Annotated in this window: 19 protein-coding genes; 10 read left to right on the top strand and 9 right to left on the bottom strand. The window is 63.9% G+C overall.

Going from position 1 to position 19,133, the window contains the following annotated elements:
• Positions 1-5 precede the first annotated feature (5 nt).
• From LB525_RS12850 to LB525_RS12825, 6 genes are all read right to left on the bottom strand, one after another.
• Positions 6-488: a (2Fe-2S)-binding protein gene (locus LB525_RS12850; RefSeq protein WP_224544897.1), complete on the bottom strand. Its 483-nt coding sequence runs from the start codon at positions 486-488 to the stop codon at positions 6-8.
• 57 nt (positions 489-545) lie between these two features.
• Positions 546-1,340, bottom strand: a complete 795-nt coding sequence (locus LB525_RS12845; protein ID WP_224544896.1) for an FAD binding domain-containing protein — start codon at positions 1,338-1,340, stop codon at positions 546-548.
• Positions 1,341-1,352: 12 nt separating this feature from the next.
• Complete coding sequence (locus LB525_RS12840; RefSeq protein WP_224544895.1) at positions 1,353-1,796, bottom strand: SRPBCC family protein; 444 nt, start codon at positions 1,794-1,796, stop codon at positions 1,353-1,355.
• A gap of 125 nt (positions 1,797-1,921) precedes the next feature.
• Positions 1,922-2,749: an AraC family transcriptional regulator gene (locus LB525_RS12835; RefSeq protein WP_224544894.1), complete on the bottom strand. Its 828-nt coding sequence runs from the start codon at positions 2,747-2,749 to the stop codon at positions 1,922-1,924.
• Positions 2,750-3,062: 313 nt separating this feature from the next.
• Positions 3,063-4,061 carry an ABC transporter permease gene (locus tag LB525_RS12830; RefSeq protein WP_224531877.1) on the bottom strand — a complete coding sequence of 333 codons (999 nt, stop codon included), beginning with the start codon at positions 4,059-4,061 and terminating at the stop codon, positions 3,063-3,065.
• Positions 4,062-4,101: 40 nt separating this feature from the next.
• On the bottom strand, positions 4,102-4,845 hold the full coding sequence (locus LB525_RS12825) for an ATP-binding cassette domain-containing protein (RefSeq protein WP_095768909.1): 744 nt from the start codon (positions 4,843-4,845) through the stop codon (positions 4,102-4,104).
• Positions 4,846-5,296: 451 nt separating this feature from the next.
• On the opposite strand from LB525_RS12825, the gene LB525_RS12820 reads away from it, so the two are divergent.
• Complete coding sequence (locus LB525_RS12820) at positions 5,297-6,286, top strand: sugar-binding protein (RefSeq protein WP_140838867.1); 990 nt, start codon at positions 5,297-5,299, stop codon at positions 6,284-6,286.
• Between the two features lie 84 nt (positions 6,287-6,370).
• Here LB525_RS12820 and LB525_RS12815 read toward each other — a convergent pair whose 3' ends face one another.
• Positions 6,371-7,432, bottom strand: coding sequence for an NAD(P)-dependent oxidoreductase (locus LB525_RS12815; protein ID WP_263492769.1), 1,062 nt, complete (start codon positions 7,430-7,432; stop codon positions 6,371-6,373).
• Positions 7,433-7,458: 26 nt separating this feature from the next.
• Between LB525_RS12815 and LB525_RS12810 the strand changes: the two genes are divergently transcribed.
• A complete protein-coding gene (locus tag LB525_RS12810) occupies positions 7,459-8,355 on the top strand; it encodes an NAD-dependent epimerase/dehydratase family protein (RefSeq protein WP_224544892.1) in 897 nt (298 codons plus the stop codon).
• A gap of 101 nt (positions 8,356-8,456) precedes the next feature.
• Positions 8,457-9,233, top strand: a complete 777-nt coding sequence (locus tag LB525_RS12805) for a FadR/GntR family transcriptional regulator (RefSeq protein ID WP_224544891.1) — start codon at positions 8,457-8,459, stop codon at positions 9,231-9,233.
• A gap of 292 nt (positions 9,234-9,525) precedes the next feature.
• Here LB525_RS12805 and LB525_RS12800 read toward each other — a convergent pair whose 3' ends face one another.
• Positions 9,526-9,813: a DUF3175 domain-containing protein gene (locus LB525_RS12800; protein ID WP_140544432.1), complete on the bottom strand. Its 288-nt coding sequence runs from the start codon at positions 9,811-9,813 to the stop codon at positions 9,526-9,528.
• A 155-nt stretch (positions 9,814-9,968) separates the two neighbouring features.
• Between LB525_RS12800 and LB525_RS12795 the strand changes: the two genes are divergently transcribed.
• From LB525_RS12795 to LB525_RS12765, 7 genes are all read left to right on the top strand, one after another.
• Entirely contained in the window at positions 9,969-11,198 is a 1,230-nt protein-coding gene (locus tag LB525_RS12795) for an MFS transporter (RefSeq protein WP_224544890.1), read from the top strand.
• A 165-nt stretch (positions 11,199-11,363) separates the two neighbouring features.
• The gene (locus LB525_RS12790) at positions 11,364-12,392 is read left to right on the top strand and encodes a LacI family DNA-binding transcriptional regulator (RefSeq protein WP_224544889.1); all 1,029 of its coding nucleotides are present in this window, start codon (positions 11,364-11,366) and stop codon (positions 12,390-12,392) included.
• Positions 12,393-12,686: 294 nt separating this feature from the next.
• Positions 12,687-13,811: a sugar ABC transporter substrate-binding protein gene (locus LB525_RS12785; protein ID WP_224531863.1), complete on the top strand. Its 1,125-nt coding sequence runs from the start codon at positions 12,687-12,689 to the stop codon at positions 13,809-13,811.
• 69 nt (positions 13,812-13,880) lie between these two features.
• Entirely contained in the window at positions 13,881-15,425 is a 1,545-nt protein-coding gene (locus LB525_RS12780) for a sugar ABC transporter ATP-binding protein (RefSeq protein ID WP_224544888.1), read from the top strand.
• Positions 15,422-16,402, top strand: coding sequence for an ABC transporter permease (locus tag LB525_RS12775; RefSeq protein ID WP_224544887.1), 981 nt, complete (start codon positions 15,422-15,424; stop codon positions 16,400-16,402). Before LB525_RS12780 ends, LB525_RS12775 begins: the two co-directional genes overlap by 4 nt.
• Before the next feature lie 23 nt (positions 16,403-16,425).
• Complete coding sequence (locus tag LB525_RS12770) at positions 16,426-17,397, top strand: ABC transporter permease (RefSeq protein ID WP_263492781.1); 972 nt, start codon at positions 16,426-16,428, stop codon at positions 17,395-17,397.
• 44 nt (positions 17,398-17,441) lie between these two features.
• Positions 17,442-17,945: a gluconokinase gene (locus tag LB525_RS12765; protein WP_224544885.1), complete on the top strand. Its 504-nt coding sequence runs from the start codon at positions 17,442-17,444 to the stop codon at positions 17,943-17,945.
• 12 nt (positions 17,946-17,957) lie between these two features.
• On the opposite strand, the gene LB525_RS12760 is transcribed toward LB525_RS12765, so the two are convergent.
• On the bottom strand, positions 17,958-19,097 hold the full coding sequence (locus LB525_RS12760) for a hypothetical protein (protein WP_224544884.1): 1,140 nt from the start codon (positions 19,095-19,097) through the stop codon (positions 17,958-17,960).
• Positions 19,098-19,133 lie beyond the last annotated feature (36 nt).

The following is a 19,133-nucleotide window of genomic DNA, read 5'->3' as shown; positions in this document are numbered from 1 at the left end:
TTCCCTCAGGCGGCGTTCTGCGAGTTGGCGAGCGCCGCAAGCAGCACCGCCTGGATGATCGGCTCGTAGCCGGTGCAGCGGCAGATGTTGCCGGACAGCGCCTCGACCACATCCTCGCGGCTCGGGTTGGGCGTGCGGTCGAGCAGAACCTTCGCGGCCATGATCATGCCCGGCGTGCAGAAGCCGCATTGCGTGGCGAAGGCATCGAGGAAGGCGCGCTGCAGCGGATGCAGCACACCGCCTTCGGCAAGGCCGGCGGTGGTCCTGACGTCGGCACCGCCGCAGGTTTCGGCCAGCGTCAGGCAGGAGAGCCTGAGTTCTCCGTCGATGATGACCGAGCAGGCGCCGCAGGTGCCTTGGTGGCAACCCCCCTTGGGTGAGGTGTCGCCGATCTTGTCGCGCAGCACATTGAGCAGCGTCGTGCCGCTTTCGACGAACTCGGCTTTCTCCGAGCCGTTGAGTGTGAATTGAACCGGGACCTTCGCCATTTTTCCTCCCTGCGCGCCTGCCCGGGTCGGCCGGACAGACGCGCGTCCCCACGGATATTAGTCAAGCAGCAGCCGGCCGAGATGGACCGGCAGAACCTCGGCGCGATACCAGGCGCTGGCGATCGGGTCGGTGATCGGCGCGATGCCTTCGCTCGCGGCGGTCAGGGCCGGCGCGATCTCCTGCGGGGTGAGCTTGCAGCCGAGCAGCGCCTTTTCGGCCGCTAAAGCGCGCATTGGACGATCGGCCATGCAGCCCAGCGCGATGCGCGCCGAGGTCACCGTGCCGTCCGATGCGAGCTCCAGAAGCGCGGCGATGCTCAGCACGGACACACCCTTGGGCTTGACCCGTGATACTTTCAGGAAGCGGAAGCTCTCGGCTTTAGGCAATGAAAAGCCGACAGCCGAGACGATGGCGCGGCTGGCATCACGGCCGACCAGGAAGGTCTTGATCGGCACTTCGCCGTCTTCGGTGAAGACGGTCGCGTCCAGCGCCAGCAGCGCCACCGCGAAATCGCCATAAGGGGCAGGGGCGAACAGATTGCCGCCGACGGTCGCCATGTTGCGGATCGCCGGCCCGCCGACGGCGCGCGCGGCCGGCGCAAGCGCGGCGAGCTCGGGATGGCGGGCAATCGCGGCCATGGTGACCGAAGCGCCGAGCCGGACCTTGCCGCCGGAAACCGCGATCTGCGAGAGGTTGGGATCGTTGACGCGGATCAGGTTGGAGACGGCAACGTCGCCTTCATTGGCCGCGCGGACGACAAGCGTGCCGCCGCCGAGATAGCGTGTCCCAGCGGCCTGCAAGGCGGCATTGGCGTCTTTCACGCTCGAAAAAGTCTGCAGCGCAAGCGACATGGCGCGCTCCCGTCAGCTCTGGCCGGCGAAATGGGCCTTCAGGGCGTTGAAACCGCCCTGGAAGACGTTGGCGCCCATGCCCTCGGCCAGCTTGTCGGCCTCTTCGGGCGCGGCGTCGAAGCTCGCTGTCCATTCGGCATAGGTGCGGTTGCCGTCGGTGACGCGCCGCAACTGCAGCGTCGCCTTGTGATTGGTGAGCGGCTGCGGCGTCTCGAGGATCGAATAGCTGACCAGGAAGTTCTCATCCGAGAAATCGAGCAGCTTCTCGCGTAGCCGCGCGCCGCTGACCAGTTGGAAGTTGCGCACGCAGCCGATCGTGGCGGCGTCCTTGCCGTCCTCGATATGGCTTTCCACCATGCGCGGATGCCAGCTGGGCAAACCATTGAAGTCGCGGATGCGCGCCCAGACCTGCTCGACCGGCGCGTCGATGACGCTGGAGATGGTGACTTTCGCCATAGACTGGTCCTCTTGCAAAGATCGGGAGCAGGCTAGAGCGGCCGACGGGCCGGCGCTTATCAATGCGTCTTGAGCGCGTATCAACCAGTCGGAAAATGCGGCGACGGATCAGCCTGCAAAGGCGCTCACGACATGGCCTGAGCGGCTTCGCGGTAGAGCGTCGGCGGCACGCCGACATGGTCGCGGAAAAAGCGCGAGAAATTGCCCTGGGTGGTAAATCCGAGATTGCAGGCAACGGAGATCAGCGGTTCCTGCGACCACTGCAGCTGGCGCACGGCTTCCTCCATGCGCAGCGTGTTCCAGTAGACGTTCGGCGTAAGGTTGGTCTGTTCCTTGAAGAGCGCGAAGAAATGCGGCCGTGAGAGCCCGACCGAACGAGCCACGTCGTCGAACGAGATGCGCTCGCAGACATTGGCCTTCATCAACTGGATCGCCTTGCGGACACGGAAGTCGAGCATAGTGTTGATGCGCGCGCGGACTACCTGTGGCGCCGAAGCATCCGCCGCGTCGAGAACGCTGTCGATGAAACGCTCGATCTCGTAGTTGGCCACGTCGTCGATGCTCTCATTGTCGGCCAGGTGATCGAGCAGGTTCGCCGCCGCCTGGTGCAGCCAAGGCTCCAGCGTGATCGCCGCTTGCGCGAACAGCGGCGCGGAGGAGGGCAGGTCGCGGCGCCGGCGCGCCCAGTCCGGGTCGATGTAGAAGGCGAGGAACAGGCCGGGCTTACCGTCGCGGGAAAGGGCGTGGCTGTGCGGCTGGAACGAGTTGATGCCGGCCGCGGTGCCAGGCCCAAGCCGCACCGTCTCGCGGCCGATGGTCATTTCGCCTGCCGTGCCTTCCAGCCAGATGATGAGATGGGCCTCGCCATGGGCATGGGTGACGAAGTCGTTGGCGACATTCAGCACGGAAACATGTCCGAACCGGCCCCAGTAGAGCCTGATCGCGTCCGTCATGGCTATCGTTCCTCCCGCAGGCGACTGGCCTCCCTTCGCCTGCCGGGGAATAGTGCGGCTGGGGTGAGGCTGCGTCAAGACAGGCAGGAATGGTGGCCATCTCGCATCGCCCGTCCGGACTCGATTTTCAGACTGGGCGATAGGCGCGGCTTTCCCTTCTCCCTTTGTGGGAGAAGGTGTCGCCGAAGGCGACGGATGAGGGGTGCTCCAGGGAAAGCCAGCGTCTCACTCCGCTGGAACACCCCTCATCCGTCTCGGCGCTATCGCGCCGATCCACCTTCTCCCACAAGGGGAGAAGGCGAGGCGGCGCGCTTCAGTCGCTACGCCTGAAATTGCGGATGCGGTCGAACAGAACCGCCAGGATGATCGCGCCGCCGATGAAGGTGCCTTGCCAGAAGGCGTTGATGCCAAGCAGGCCGAGGCTGTTGCGGATCACCTCGATGAGGGCGGCGCCGACGATGGCGCCGAGCGCGGTGCCGACGCCGCCGGCGAGATTGGCGCCGCCGATGACGGTGGCTGCAATCACCTGCAGCTCCATGCCGTTGCCGAGATTGGTGGTGACGGCGCCCAGCCATCCGGTCTGGATGATGCCGGCAAGCCCTGCCGACAGCGCCGAGATCATGTAGACGACGACCTTGATCTGCTTGACGGGAACGCCGGTCAGCGTCGCCGCATGCTCATTGCCGCCGATGGCGAAGATGTGCCGGCCGAATTTGGTCCAGCGCAGGATGAAGCCGGTGATCCCCGCCAGGAGGATCATGTAGAGCACCGGATTGGCAATGCCGAAAACCCAGGCGCCGCCGCCCAATGACAAAAGCTTCTGGTGGTCCGGCCCGAACTGGAACACCACGGTGTTGTTCGAGGCGACCATGGCAAGGCTGCGCGCCACCGACAGCATGCCGAGCGTGACCACGAAAGGCGGGAAGCCGAGATAGGCGATGAGCAGGCCGTTGAAGGCGCCGATCGCAAGCGCGGTGGCGATCGAGGCCAGGATGCCCACCTCGATCGAATAGCCGGCATGCATGGTGACGGCGAGCACCATCGAGGATAGGCAAAGCACCGAGCCGACCGAAAGGTCGATGCCGCCGGTAATGATGACGAAGGTCATGCCGAGCGCGACGATGGCGACGAAGGTGATATTGCGCGTGATGTTAAAGATGTTCTTCGACGTGGCGAAGGAATCGGTGGCGACGGACAGGAACAGGCAGGCGAGGATGACCGCGATCACCACCCAGAAAGTCTGGTTGGCAAAGAGCCGCGACAGGAAGGTGTGCTGCTTCTGCGCGATCGTCTGGTCAAGTGTGACTGCCATTATCGACCTTTCCTGAGGCGTGGACGCCCGATCCACGCGACTACGCAACCTGTTCGATGGCGCCGGTGATCAGCCCGGTGACTTCCTCGGGCGAGCTCGAGGCGATTTTCTTGTCGGCCACCTTGCGGCCGCGCCGCATGACGATAACACGGTCGGCGACGTCGAACACGTCGGGCATGCGGTGGCTGATCAGCACCACGGCGATGCCCTGATCACGCAGGTGGCGGATGAGATTGAGCACTTCGGCGACCTGCCTGACCGAAATCGCCGCCGTCGGCTCATCCATCAGCACGATCTTGGCCTGCGACAGCATGGTGCGGGCAATCGCCACCGCCTGGCGCTGGCCACCCGACATCTGCTTGACGAGGTCGCGCGGCCGCGTCTCGGATTTCAGCTCGGCAAAGAGCTGGCCGGCACGCTTGTACATAGCGCCATAGTCGAGAATGCGCAGCGGACCGAAGCCGCGGCGCAGCTCGCGGCCGAGATAGACGTTGGCCGCGGCGGTCAGGTTGTTGCAGAGCGCAAGGTCCTGGTGGACGATCTCGATGCCGTGCTGGCGCGCATCCGCCGGCTTGTGCATGACAAGGTCCTTGCCCTCCAGCCGCATGGTGCCGTGGCTCGGGTGGAAATTGCCAGCTATCATCTTCACCAGCGTCGACTTGCCGGCGCCGTTGTCGCCCATCAGGCCGACGACCTCACCAGCTTCCAGCGAAAACGATACATCGTTGACCGCCTGGATGGCGCCGAAATGCTTCGAGATGTTGGCGAGTTCCAGAACCGACACCAGCCTTAAGCCTCCCCGTTGTTGGCGCAACTGGCCACCGAACCCGGCGGCGCCGCTTGCGTCTTGCCCCGTCCATCTCCTCCCGAACGGTGCGTCCACGCATTTAGGCAAAAGCGGACGGGGGCGTCAATCAATTGTCTGACGATTAATTTCGAGACTCGACGAAAAATCGGTTTTGTAGGACAAATAGCGATTGACGCTGGCGAAAAGCCGATATTAGCTAAGCTTCGGAACAAGACTTTGCCAATCGTCCGTCTATCCGGCGGAGGCAGGCAGATGGTTTGAGGGTAAAGGATTCGGCTGCATCGGTATTCGGGCGGACGGATCGGCAAATGCTTATCAGCCCGGCGCGGGGCGCGAACATCATGAGATGCTCGTCGTGGTTCTTGTGTATCCGGGTTGATCAGTGTGGCGGGCACGCGGTGTCCGTCTGTTTCAAGGGAGGACTGACATGAGGAAAACACTTTTGCTTGCCGCCGTCGCCGCCATGGCGTTGGGCGCCGGGCCGGCTTTGGCCAAGAAACAGCTCGTCATCGTTGTGAAGGGTCTCGACAATCCGTTCTTCGAAGCCATCCATCAGGGCTGCGAGAAGTGGAACAAGGAAAACGCCAGCTCGGAATATGAATGCTTCTACACCGGCCCGGCATCGACTTCCGACGAGGCCGGCGAGGCGCAGATCGTGCAGGATATGCTGAGCAAGCCAGACACGGTGGCGATGGCGATCTCGCCGTCGAACGCACCGCTGATCGCGCAGACGATCAAGAGCGCCAATCCGTCGATCCCGATCATGACGGTCGACGCCGACCTTGCCAAGGAAGACGCCGCCCTTCGCAAGACCTATCTCGGCACCGACAACTACCTGATGGGCAAGAAGATCGGCGAGTACATCAAGAAGGCCAAGCCGAATGGTGGCACGATCTGCACGATCGAGGGCAATCCGGCGGCCGACAACATCCTGCGTCGCGCGCAAGGCATGCGCGATGCGCTGACCGGGAAGGAAGGTCTTGCAGCACTTGCCGGCGAAGGTGGCTGGACCGAAGCTCCCGGCTGCCCGGTGTTCACCAATGACGACGGCGCCAAAGGCGTGCAGGCGATGACCGACATCCTCGCCGCCAACCCGAAGCTCGACGCCTTCGGCATCATGGGTGGCTGGCCGCTGTTCGGCGCGCCGCAGCCTTATCGCGACCTGTTCAAGCCGATGGCCGACAAGATCGCCAAGAACGAGTTCGTCATCGGCGCCGCCGACACGATCGGCGACGAGGTGGCGATCGCCAAGGAAGGCTTGGTGACCGCGCTGGTCGGCCAGCGGCCTTTCGAGATGGGCTACAAGGCGCCGGCAGTGATGCTCGACCTCATCGGTGGCAAGAAGGTCGACGATCCGGTCTTCACCGGCCTCGACGAATGCACCAAGGAAACGGCCGACACCTGCATCCAGAAGTAGGCGCTGGTCGCATCCATAACCAATGCAACAGGGGCGCCGCGAGGCGCCTCTGACTTTTGTGCTCTTGATGAAGGCGCTTTCGTCTCAGATCTTCTGCTTCACGCCGTCCTTCGAAGGCATCAGGTCGACGCCGTTGAGCTTGCCGATATGTGTGGCGAGCATCGGCACATACTGTTCCGCGGGGCCGGTGGCGAAGGCGGTCGCAAAGGAATTCTTGGTCGCGTTGCCCAGAGGGTTGGCGATGCCGGCCGCGCCCGCCATCGATTCCAGATAGGTCAGATCCTTGAAGGCATTGGCGATGGTGAATTTGTGCGCGTCGCGGTCGCCCTCCAGCGTCCAGCGCATGAAGGTCTGGTAGAAGCCGCAATCCATGCGGCCGTTGCGAATGACGCTGTCGAAGCGGGGCGGCGAGATGCCGACCTTCTCGGCCAGCGCCAGCGCCTCGGAATAGATCGCGGCGTAGCCCAGCGAGATGAAGTTGTTGAGCAGCTTCATGCGGTGGCCGTCGCCGGTATCGCCGATATGAACGATGCGGCCGGCCCAGGTCTCGAGCACCGGCTTCAGCCTGGCGAACACGGCGTCCGGCGCGCCGACCATGGCGTCGAGCGTGCCTTCCCAGGCCTCCTTCGGCGTGCGGCTGAGCGGCGCATCGACATAGTCGACGCCGAGCGCCTTGAGTTCGGCGGCCAGGGCCACTGTCGAGACCGGATCGGAGGTCGAGCAATCGACGACGACCGAGCCTTGTTTCAGGCCCTCCTTCAGCCCGTCGGGGCCGCGGATGATCGCCTCCACCTCGCGCGAGCCGGTGACGCAGATGAAGACGATGTCGGAGGCCGCGGCCACCTCCTTGGACGTTGCAACTTCCTTGGCGCCGCGTCCGGCCAAGTCTTCCGCCGGCTTGCGGTTCTTGCGACCGAGGAAGGTCAGCGGATAGCCCTTGTCGACGATGTTCTTGGCGATGCCGTGCCCCATCAGGCCAAGGCCGATGAAGCCGATGTTGTCGCGGGCAGCGGTGGTGCTCATGTCGTCTCTTCCCTGTCTTTCATGGTGATGGGCGGCCCGCGCGGCGGGCGATTGTCGAGAAGGTTTCCGCGGATCGCGGGTGGCGGGCGATCGCGGAATGTCATATTGTCTGACAATACACATAATTACCTAGCATTGTGGAGAGCAAAATGACGAAGCGGATCATGTTCACCGGCGGCAGCGGCAAGGCTGGCCGGCATGTCGTGGAATATCTGGTCGAACATGGCTGCCAGGTGCTCAACATCGACACCAAGCCGCTCGACAATCCGAAGGTGCGCACTTTGATCGCCGACATCACCGACAGCGGCCAGGTTTTCAACGCGCTGTCGAGCTATATGGGCCTGCACGAGTTCGACCCGTCGCTGAGGGCGCAGCCGGTCGACGCCGTGGTGCATTTCGCGGCGATCCCGCGCATCATGATCACGCCGGACAACGAGGTGTTCCGCATCAACGCGATGGGCACCTACAATGTCATCGAGGCGGCGGTGAAGCTCGGCATCCGCAAGGTTATCATCGCTTCCAGCGAGACGACCTACGGTCTTGTCTTCGCCAACGAGCCTCGCAATCCGACGCATTTCCCGCTCGACGAGGATTATGACGTCGACCCGATGGACTCCTATGCGCTGTCGAAGATCGTCAACGAGAAGACCGCGCGGGCTTTCGCGTTGCGCAGCGGCTTCGACATCTATGCGCTGCGCATCGGCAATGTCATCGAGCCGCATGAATATTCGCTATTCCCGAAATGGTTCGCTGATCCCGGTTTCCGCAAGCGCATCGCCTGGAGCTATATCGATGCGCGCGATCTCGGCCAGATCACCTTGCGCGCCATCGAGAAGGACGGCCTGGGCTATCAGGTGTTCAACGCGGCCAACGACGACACCTCGTCGGACCTGCCGACGGCGGAGCTGTTGAAGCGCTTTTATCCGGGCGTGCCGGTCAAGGCCGAGCTTGGCGAATATGAGACGCTGCTTTCGAACCGCAAGGCGCGCGATGTGCTTGGCTTCCGGCCCGAGCACAGCTGGCGCAAATACGTCAAGACGGCGTGAGCCGGCGGCAAATGCCGGTTGATCTGTGCACATCCTCGCGCATTGCGGCAAAGCGGGCTTGCCCTGCTTGACAGCTTCTGAAAACGGGATTTTGTGGAACCATGCGGGACGCTAAGCCGAACAACGAAAAGAGGCCGAAAAAAATGGCAGTGGCGGAGCGTCCGTCCGGCGTTCGCCGGGCCAACGCGTCACGCGTCCCGGGTGCCAGCGTGCATGCTTCGCTTGCGAGCGAAATCGGCCTTCGGATCGTGCGCGGCGACTATCCGCCGGGCACCATCCTGCCCAATGAGGCCAAATGGTCGGAGACCTTCGACGTCAGCCGCTCGGCGGTGCGCGAGGCGATCAAGATGCTGATGGCAAAGAGCCTTCTGGCCTCGCGACCGAAGATCGGCAGCTGGGTCGAACCGAAGGAACGCTGGAATCTTCTCGACCGCGACGTGCTCGCCTGGTACGCGACCTCGCCGGACCGCGAGGTGTTCCTCAAGACCGTGCAGGAGTTCCGCCACATCATCGAGCCGGAGGCGACGGCCTTCGCGGCGATGCGGCGCACCCGCGAGCAGATGGCCGAGATCAGCCAGGCCTGTCGCGAGATGGGCGAGGCGACCAACCTGCAGGAGCGCACGCGGGCCGACACGCGCTTCCACCTTGCCATCCTCAGGGCTTCGGGCAACGACCTCCTGGTGCCGCTGGGCGTCTTGATCGAATCCGCCTTCGACCATCTCTTCACCTATACGACGCGAGAGCTCGACAATCTGCAGCACGCCCAGAAGCTGCATGAGGCGATCGAACGCAGTATCCGCCTGCAAAGGCCGGACGCGGCGCGCAATGCGGTGCGCAAGCTGCTGGCCAATACCGACGAAGTGATCCAGTCGCGTTAGGGTCTTGTACCGGACCAGTTCGCTAGCACAGAAACTTTGACCGCTGCCCGTGCGTGCGTTGGCAGATCCCATGCCTTGGCGATTGGCCAAGACGCCTATCGCGGTCGTCATCCTCGGGTCTGCGCTCCGCTTCGCGTAGCTCCGCCCTAGAATGACGAGGTTGGGGGGCTTCAGCTCATCGCCAGCGTTTGCGCTGAACACCCCAAACGGATGCTGATAGCCTTGCCCGACAAGCCTGCAATCTTTCCAGATCCCTGCGTTGAGGAACTGGTGCTAGCGCTCCCAGCAACCCTCAATCCTGTTTTTCGCGACCGAAGGCGACACGCAGCTCGTCCTTCGCTTTTTCCAGCACCTTCTTGCGCTCGTCAGGCAGATTCTTGCCGGCACGGTTGATGTAGAAATTCAACATCGACATGGCGGATTGGAACGGCTCTGCCTTCCGGCGGTGGCTGTGCTCGGCCGAGCGCTTGAGCGATGCGGCGATCTTCTTCGCGTCATCGGATTCGAAGACGTGCTCCTCGAGATCGAGGGCGTCGCTGTGTTCGGTCACGTCGGCCGACCATTTCTTCTTGGCGGTCATGACAAACTCCTTCCTTCAGAGAAACCCCATGAGGTGAGGCGGGTTCCCGGTTCTGGAGCCACGGATTTGCCGGTCGTGGCGCTGCTCGGCTCAGGAAATGGGCCGATAGTGCGCTCAAACGCGCGATCTCGAAGAAATCGCGAACAGGAGACGCCGTGACAACAATTCCAGGAAACGCGGCAAACAGCGCCGGCATAGACAGCTTCTACGCGTGGACGCGGCTCGGGATCTCCTTGCTGCTGGCGACGATCGGCGGTGTCGGCATGTGGGCCGTAGTCGTGGTCCTGCCCGCCGTGCAGGCCGAGTTCGGCGTCGATCGTGCCGCCGCCTCGATGCCTTACACCGCTACCATGGTCGGCTTCGCCGCCGGCAATGTGCTGGTCGGCCGCGCCATCGACCGTGTCGGTTACTGGATCCCGGCGCTGGGTTCCTCGATGGCCCTGGTTGCAGGCTTCGCACTGGCGTCGCTCTCCACTTCGATCCTGCAATTCACGCTCGCCCAAGGCTTGCTCATCGGGGTGGGGACATCGGCGATTTTCGGACCGCTGATCGCCGATATCTCGCACTGGTTCAACCGCCGGCGCGGCGTTGCCGTGGCTACGGCGGCGGCGGGCAGCTATCTCGCCGGAACGGTCTGGCCAGCAATCATACCGCCGCTGATGAAGGCGGAGGGTTGGCGCTTCACCTATGTGGCTATCGGCATCGCTTGCCTGGTGACTATGGCGCCGCTGGTCATAATGCTGCGACGTCGCGCCCCGGTGGTCGTCGCAGGCTCGCCAGGCGCACGCCCGGTCCAGCCGATCTCATTGTCGCCGGCCGCCCTTCAGGCGCTGCTCGTCATAGCCGGTCTTGGCTGTTGCGTGGCGATGTCGATGCCGCAGGTGCATATCGTCGCCTATTGCATGGACCTCGGCTATGGCGTCGCCCACGGCGCCGATATGCTGTCGATCATGATGGCCGCCGGAGTCGTCAGCCGCCTTGTTTCCGGCTTCGTCGCCGACCGTATCGGCGGGGTGAAGACCTTGCTGATCGGTTCGGTGCTGCAGTGCCTGTCGCTGTTCTTCTACATTCCCTTCGACGGTCTTGCCTCGCTCTATGTCGTCTCGCTGGTGTTCGGCCTGTCGCAAGGCGGCATCGTGCCCTGCTATGCGATCATCGTGCGCGAGTACATGCCCGCCAAGGAGGCCGGCCAGCGTGTTGGCATCGTCATCATGGCGACGATTTTCGGCATGGCTATCGGCGGCTGGATGTCGGGCTGGATCTACGATCTCACCGGATCTTACGCGGCCGCGTTCCTCAACGGAATTGGGTGGAACCTGCTCAACATCCTGATGATGGTCGTGGTGTTCTGGAGGGCAAGGCGCAGCGGCGTCGTCATGGCCTGACGGCTCGCGCCGGCGCTTCTCCTGAAATGCCCTCAGCTTGACAACAAATCGCGGCTGCGCGACGCCAAGGGCAGGGAATGTGGTACAGGCCTGCTAGATGGCGACACCAGGGTCAATGGCATTGCAAGCGCGCAGCAGGCGGGATTTGACGCACGAGGCTCGCCCTTGACCAAGCCGCGCTCCCGCCGTGGCGGCGGCCGTCCGACCATTGCCGACGTGGCGCGCAAGGCCGGTGTCGGCGCGATCACCGTGTCGCGGGCCTTGCGTGAGCCCGGGCGGGTGTCGGAAGACCTTCGACGGCAGATACAGGCCGCGGTCGACGAGCTCGGCTACGTTCCCGACCCGAACGCCCGCGCGCTTGCCTCGGCGCGCGCCGAGGTGTTCGGCGTGCTGGTGCCTTCGCTGACCAACAACGTCTTCGCCGAGGTGGTGCGCGGCATCTATGACAGTCTTTCCGACAGTCCGTTCCGCATCCAGATCGGCAACACCCATTATTCAGGCCTGGAGGAAGAGCGGCTGCTGCAGGTCTTCGGATCGCAACGCCCGGCGGCGCTGATCGTGGCCGGCATAGACCAGACGCCCAGCGCGCGACGACTGCTGGAGAATGCCGGCTGCCCGGTGGTGCAAGTGATGGAGACCGGGCCGGACCCGGTCGACATGATGGTCGGCTTCTCGCATTCCGACGGCGGCAGGACCGCCGCCGAACACCTGCTGCAAGCCGGATACCGCAAGATCGGCTTCATCGGCGCGCGGATGGATCCGCGTTCGCAGCGGCGCCTTGCCGGCTACCGCGCCGCGATGGAGGCCGCCGGCCTGTTCGATGCGCGGCTGGTCACCACAACGCCGGTGCCGTCAAGCGTGACGCTCGGGCGCGAGTTGTTCCGCGAGGCGCTGGCCAAGATGCCGACGCTGGACGGCGTGTTCTGCAACAATGACGATATCGCGCTTGGCGTTCTGTTCGAATGCCATCGCGCATCGATCGACGTGCCGAAGCAGATCGGCATTGTCGGTTTCAACGATCTCGACATGATGCAGGTGTCGTTTCCTTCAATCACAAGCGTTCGCACGCATCGCTATGAAATCGGCACCCGTGCCGTCGCCATGGCGCTGTCGGCGATCGCCGGAAACCGGCCGGAACAGCGGATCGTCGATCTCGGTTTCGAGCTGATGCGGCGCGAGAGCACCGGGCGCTGACGCGGTACTGTTGGTTCCTTAAGATGATCCTTTACAGCCTGAGATGGTAGCGCTACCATTTGCATGCCGGTAAAGGCTCGGCGAGGCGGGAAGGCTGTTTATTATACATAAGCAACAGCTCGTACTTGTTTATTATGTATAATATGATAGTTTTCTAAATTGCCAGAGAGCTGAGGGGGACGAGGAGGATCAGGGCGGCGCGGCCGTCCTGTGTGGGTGTCGGGTTGGCCGGAGGACGCCGACCGGTATCGCCAAGATTCATAACAAGCGGAACTGCAACTGGGAGGAATATCGATGATCAAGTCACTCGTTGGCGGCGTCATTGCCGCCACCGCATTCGTCATGCTGAGTTCGTCGGCGATCGCCGGACCCGAGGTCGTCAAGGGGCCCGCGGCCGAGCCGGACTGCTTCGCGCCGTGGTCGGCCGACACGCAGTTTTTCAAGTATCCGAAGAAGGACGGTCCCTACCGCATCGCGCTTGCCAACGGCTACATCGCCAACACCTGGCGCATCCAGATGATCCAGACGGCCAAGGCCTATGCGGCGCAGCCGGATGTCGCCAAGAAGCTCAAGGAATTCAAGGTCGTGTCGACCGGCGAGGATGTGCCGGCGCAGATCTCGGCGATCAACAACTTCATCGATTCCGGCTTTGACGCGATCGTCGTCAACGCGCAGAACCCGACCGCATTCGGGCCGGTCATCAAGCGCGCCAAGGAAGCCGGTGTCGTGCTTGTCGCCTTCGACAACATCCTCGACACCAAGGACGCGATCAACGTCAATGTCGATCAGAAGGGCCTCGGCGAGCTCTGGGGCAAGTGGCTGGTCGCGCATGTGCCGAACGGCGGCAAGGTGCTCGAGGTGCGCGGCGTTGCCGGCACTTCGGTCGACACCGACCGCCACAATGGCATCCATGAGGTGCTCGACGGTTCCGGCAAGAAGTGGGCCGTCACCGAGGTGGTCGGCAAGTGGGATGACGGCGTGGCGCAAAAGGCGACGGCCGACGCGATCGCCACCAGCGGCCCGTTCGACGGCATCACCGGGCAGGGCGGCGACACCGGCATCGTGCAGGCGATGATCGACGCCAAGCATCCGTTCGTGCCGTTCGGCGGCGAGACGGAAAACGGCTTCCGCAAATTCTGCGCCGCGCATGCGGCCGACGGGCTGAAATGCTCGTCCGCCGGTACCGGTCCGGCCCAGGTGGCGGTTGCCATCAAGACGGCGATTGCCGCGCTCGAAGGCAATGTCGTGCCGCAATCGGTCAAGCTGCCCTTGGCTATCGTCGAGGATCCGAACTTCAAGGCAGGTCAGGATTTCTTCCCCGACCAGTCCGACAATTTCTTCGTCGGCAATTCCTTCCCGACCTGCGGCATCAATTTCACCGCGCAGGAAATCATGGGCCAGACCAAGGAAAACAAATAGTCTGACTGGACAGTGCCGCGGCGAGCCCGCGGCACTGTCTCCCCAATCAAAACCGGCCGGGGAGGGCTGATGGACGGCACGGCTCCGCTCTTCCGCATGGAAGGCATATCCAAGCGCTATGGCGGCGTTCGGGCCTTGGAAAAGGCCGAGCTGACGGTCACCGCCGGCAGCATCCACGCCATCCTCGGCGAGAACGGCGCCGGCAAATCGACGCTGATCAAGGTCATGGCGGGCGTCGTGGCGCCGGATGAAGGGCGCATGACACTGGACGGAAGCGAGGTCACCTTCGCTTCGCCTGCCGCCGCCAACCACGCCGGCATCGTCTGCATCTTCCAGGAGCTGTCGCTGATTCCGGAACTCAGCGTCGCCGACAACATCGTCATTTCCAATCCACCCAAGCGTTTCGGCATGATCGACCGCAAGGCGCAGCGGAAGATCGCTGAGGAAGCGCTGGCACGCGCCGGCGCTTCCGACATTCATCCCCGCGCGCTGGTCAAGGACCTGCCGCTGTCGCGCCGGCAGATGGTGGAGATCGCCAAGGCGCTGGCTCGGAAGCCGCGCATCCTGATCCTCGACGAGGCGACCTCGGCGCTGACGGCGGCGGACGTCGCCAAGGTCTTCGAGGTGTTGAAACGGCTGCGCTCGGAAGGGTTGGCGCTGCTCTACATCTCGCATCGCATGAACGAGATCGCTGAACTCGCCGACCATTGCACGGTGTTCCGCAACGGCCGCAACGTCGCCAGCTACCCGGCCGGCTCGAAGAGCGACAATGAGGTGGTCGAGCTGATGATCGGCCGCGAATACAGCCATATCTTCCCACCGAAACCCGCTTCCGCCCCGGCCGCTGCGACGGTGGTCGAAGCGCGTAATCTCTCCTGGGCCGACCGGCTGGACAATATCTCGCTGAGCGTCAGGGCAGGGGAGGTTGTGGGCCTGGGCGGTCTCGACGGGCAGGGTCAGCGCGAATTGCTGCTTGCCTTCTTCGGCGTGCTGCGCGGCCTGCGCGGCGAGGTGCTGATCGACGGCAAGCCGGTTTCGATCGCCAGCCCGACCGCGGCCAGCCACGGCCGCATCGGCATGGCGCTGATCCCCGAGGATCGCAAGACTGAAGGACTGATGTTGCCGATGACGGTGCGCGAGAACCTGTCGTTTGCAGCACTCGACCGGTTGTCCAAGGCCGGCATCATCGACCGCGCCGCCGAACAGCGCCTGATCGACGACATGGTCGGGCTGCTGGCGATCAAGACGGCGGGCTTGGACATTCCGGTCGGCGCGCTTTCCGGCGGCAACCAGCAGAAGGTGGTGATCGCCAAATGGCTGATGCGGCAGCCGCGCATCATCCTGCTCAACGATCCGACGCGCGGCATCGATGTCGGCACCAAGCAGGAGCTCTACCAACTGATGCGCAAGCTCGCCGATGCGGGTGCTGCGATCCTGTTCTATTCGACGGACTATGACGAGCTGATCGGCTGCTGCGACCGCGTGCTCGTGCTCTATGACGGCGCGGTCAAGCGCGAGCTGGTCGGCGCGGGGCTCACCGAGCACGCGCTTATCGCCAGCGCGCTCAACATCCACGGCGATGACGTCCGCATCGGGCAGGGAGAGCGCGCGTGAAGGATTGGCGCTACCGGCTGGCCGAACAACGCGGAACGCTTTTGGCCTTCGGCATCTTCATCGTCATGTTCGCAATTTACAGCGCGAACCATCCGGCCGGCTTCACCGCCAATGTCGTGCAGACGGCCGCCAACAAGGGCGTGCTGCTCGCCTTCGTCGCGATGGCGCAGACATTGGTGGTGATCACCGCCGGCATCGATCTGTCGGTCGGCATGATCTTCACGCTGACCAACTGCATGGCTTCATGGCTGGTGGTCGGCACCGGCCTGGAAACGGCGTTCGGCGTGCTGGCGGTGCTGGGCACCGGGCTCATCTGCGGGGCGATCAACGGTGCCATCGTCATCTACGGGCGGCTGCAGCCGATCGTCGCCACCATCGCCACGGGCGCCGTCTATTTCGGCCTGGCCTTGCTTTTGCGCCCCGTTCCCGGTGGTTCGGTCAACGAGGACCTTGCCGATTTCCTGACCGGGCGTTTCTTCGGCATCGTGCCTGCGAGCCTCGCGGCGCTGCTCGTCATCGTGCTTGTCGTCTGGGTGCCGTTCAGTCGCTCCGAACTTGGGCGCGCCGCTTATGCCGCGGGCTCGTCGGAGACGGCGGCCTACATGTCCGGGGTGCCGATCCGCAGAGGCAAGTTGCTGGCTTATACGCTTGCCGGCCTGCTTGCGGCGATCGGCGGACTGTTCCTGACCTTCTTCACCTATACGGGCGAGGCGGCCTATGCCAGCGGCAATGCCTATACGCTGTTTTCGATCGCCGCCGTCGTGCTCGGCGGCGTGTCGCTGTTCGGCGGCAAGGGCAGCGCCATCGGCGCGATCTTCGGCGCGCTTGCCTTTCGCACCATCGGCGACCTCTTGTTCGTCTTCGATTTCGATCCGCTCTGGCAGCCGCTGTTCCAGGGCGTTATCCTGTTGATCGCGGTCAGCCTTGGCGCCTTCGCGCTGTTTCGGGTACGCAACCGGCTGGAGTGGTTCCTGTGAGCGAAACGACGCATGGCGGCATCATGGGCGGCATCGCCGGCCGCATGCCCAAATTCATCCGGCGCGCCGACCCGGCGGTGCTGACGGCCTTTGCCTGCATCGTGGTCCTGCTCCTGCTCGGCAGCCTCTATTCGCGCAACTTCCTATCGCCGGAATATCTCCTGCAGCAGTTGAAGGTCGCGTCTTTCCTCGGCGTCATCGCCACCGGCATGATGCTGGTCATCCTGCTTGGCCAGATCGACCTTTCCGTGCCATGGGCCGTGGCCGCCGGCGCCATGATGGCCTGCGCGGCCGCGGCCTACGGGCCAATCGGCGTTGCTCTCGCCATCCCCTTCGGCGTCCTGTGCGGCGTGGCGATAGGCATCGTCAACGGCATCGGTGTCGCCTATCTGCGCATCCCCTCGATGATCATTACTTTAGCCACCAATGCCGTGGCGCAAGGGCTGATGGTGGTCTACACAGGCGGCTTCTCGCCACAGGATTCGGCGACCGCGGCGATGCGCTACCTGGCAACCGGTTTCACCATCCCGGGCGTTCCCAATGCCGTCATCATCTGGGTGCTGATCGGCGCCGCGATGGTCTTCGCGCTGACCCGCACAAGCTTCGGCCGCGCCGTTTACGGCATCGGCAACCGTGAGCGCGCCGCCTACCTGTCCGGCATCGATACGCGTCGCATCGTCATGATCGCCTTCGCCGTCTCCGGCGGGCTGTCGGCCTTTGGCGGCGTGCTTCTGGCGGGCTATGCATCCAAGGCGGCGCAGTCCATGGGCGATGCCTATCTCCTGCCGTCGATCGCTGCGGTTGTCCTGGGCGGCACATCGATCCTGGGCGGGCGCGGCTCCTATCTGGGCACGGTGGCCGGCGTGATCCTGATCACGCTCCTGCAATCCATCCTCTCGGTCATGCAGATGCCCGAGGCCGGACGGCAGATCATCTATGGCGTCGTCATCGTCGCCATGCTCCTGCTCTACGGGCGCGCGCCGGCAAGCCGCTGACCGTGGACGGGGCGCACGCAAGACCGCAGATCCCGGAGCCTGGCATGAACGATCTTCGGACGGCGCCCGCCATCGTCGTCATGGGCGTTGCCGGCTGCGGCAAGACCGCCGTCGGCGAGGCGCTCGCCGAGGCGCTAGGCGCCGACTTCATCGAAGGAGACCTGCTGCATCCGCCGGAGAACGTGGCGCGCATGGCGCGCGGCGAGCCGCTGACCGATGCGTTGCGCGCGGGCTGGCTCGACGCCATAGGCGAGCGTATCGCGACCTCGGTTGCCCATGGGCGGAAACCAGTGGCGGCGTGCTCGGCGCTGAAGCGAAGCTATCGTGACCGGCTGAGCCGCTTCTGCCCCGGTATGGTCTTCCTCTATCTCAGGATCGATCGGGAGACCGCTTGGCGACGGGTCGCCGATCGCAAGGGCCATTTCATGCCCGCCAGCCTGGTCGACAGCCAGTTCGCCACGCTGGAGGAGCCCGCGGCGGACGAACGGGCCGTGACGGTCGACGGAACGCGAAGTGTTGCAGGGATCCTGCAGGAGATCGTCCGCTAGACCAGTTGGTAATCAGGCTTCGTCGTTGCCGATCGCGGCTTCGGCTGGCTGCTCTGTCAGCCGCACGGCGCTCGACCAGGCCATCATCTGCTCAGGACAGAGTTTGAGCGTCTCCAGCATCCGGTCGCGCTTCGACAGGATAAATCCCGCCTGAACGACGAGGTTCTTCCCTGTCATGTCCTTGGCAGGCGATGCTGGCGCCTCTGGCGTCGCTCTCAGTTCTTTGACGATCGCCCTATATTCGCGAAAGGGCGCCGTCTCGATGGTCGCCATATGAAACAGCGCAGCGCCGGCGCGCGCGGCGAAGTTTGCCGGGGCCGAGGCGAGGTGGGTCCAGCCGCGCTCGCCCATGGCGGCCTCGGTGAAGGCGGAGCCGGCATAGACGGTGTTGGTCATCAGCACCACGCCGTTTGCTTTCAGCACCTTCTGGATACGCGTGGTGACCTGATAGGCGTCGGTGCGCTCAAAGACGATCCGGCTTTTCAGGAACCGGTTCTCGAGCCTGACCAGCGGCGGGTTGATCACGCGCAGGCCGAACTTGCTCGGCGAGAAGCCGTGGTAGCGCGCGCTCACCTGATGGGCATCGACGCCGGCCTCATGCAGGGCGCGCTTGCCCATGATCGTCTGCGCCGTGAACTGGTCGCACCACACGATGGCGCCGCGCCCATTGCGCAGGGCTTGTTGCAGAGCCTCGAGGCCTTCGAGCCGGATCGCCGGCGACCAGCGCCAGCCGGCGACGAGATGCGCCGCAAGCGTCAGCCGCCGGCGGTGAACGGCGGCGAGTTGCGCCTCGAACATGCTTTTCGTGTCGACGGTATTGCCGAGCACGGCCTTCACCGCGACGTCGTAACGGGCAAACTCCTTGCGGAAGTGGCGCTTGCGCCTGAGCCTGGACACCCAGCCGCAGATCGAGCTCCACCAGGAGACCGGCAGCATCGCCGCGACGCCGAGATAGAAACAGGACAACAGGCTCTCGCGCGGATCCCGATTGGTGAAGCGACGCAATTTGCCGGGGCGCACCACCTTGCGGCTGAAGAAGCGAACGGACTCGCCGCGCACCGGCACATCGGCCGTGATCTCGGTATGATAGATGTCGTTCGACGATGATTGCCGGCTGGCCTTACGGGAATTGCCAAGCCAAGGCAGCCTCATGCGTCAGAGCCCCGTTTCATCCTCCAGCCGCTTTAC

The organism is Mesorhizobium sp. CA16, assembly GCF_020165175.1.
Lineage (GTDB): Bacteria > Pseudomonadota > Alphaproteobacteria > Rhizobiales > Rhizobiaceae > Mesorhizobium.
Note: the sequence above shows the minus strand (reverse complement) of the source record. Positions and strands in the feature narration are given on the sequence as shown.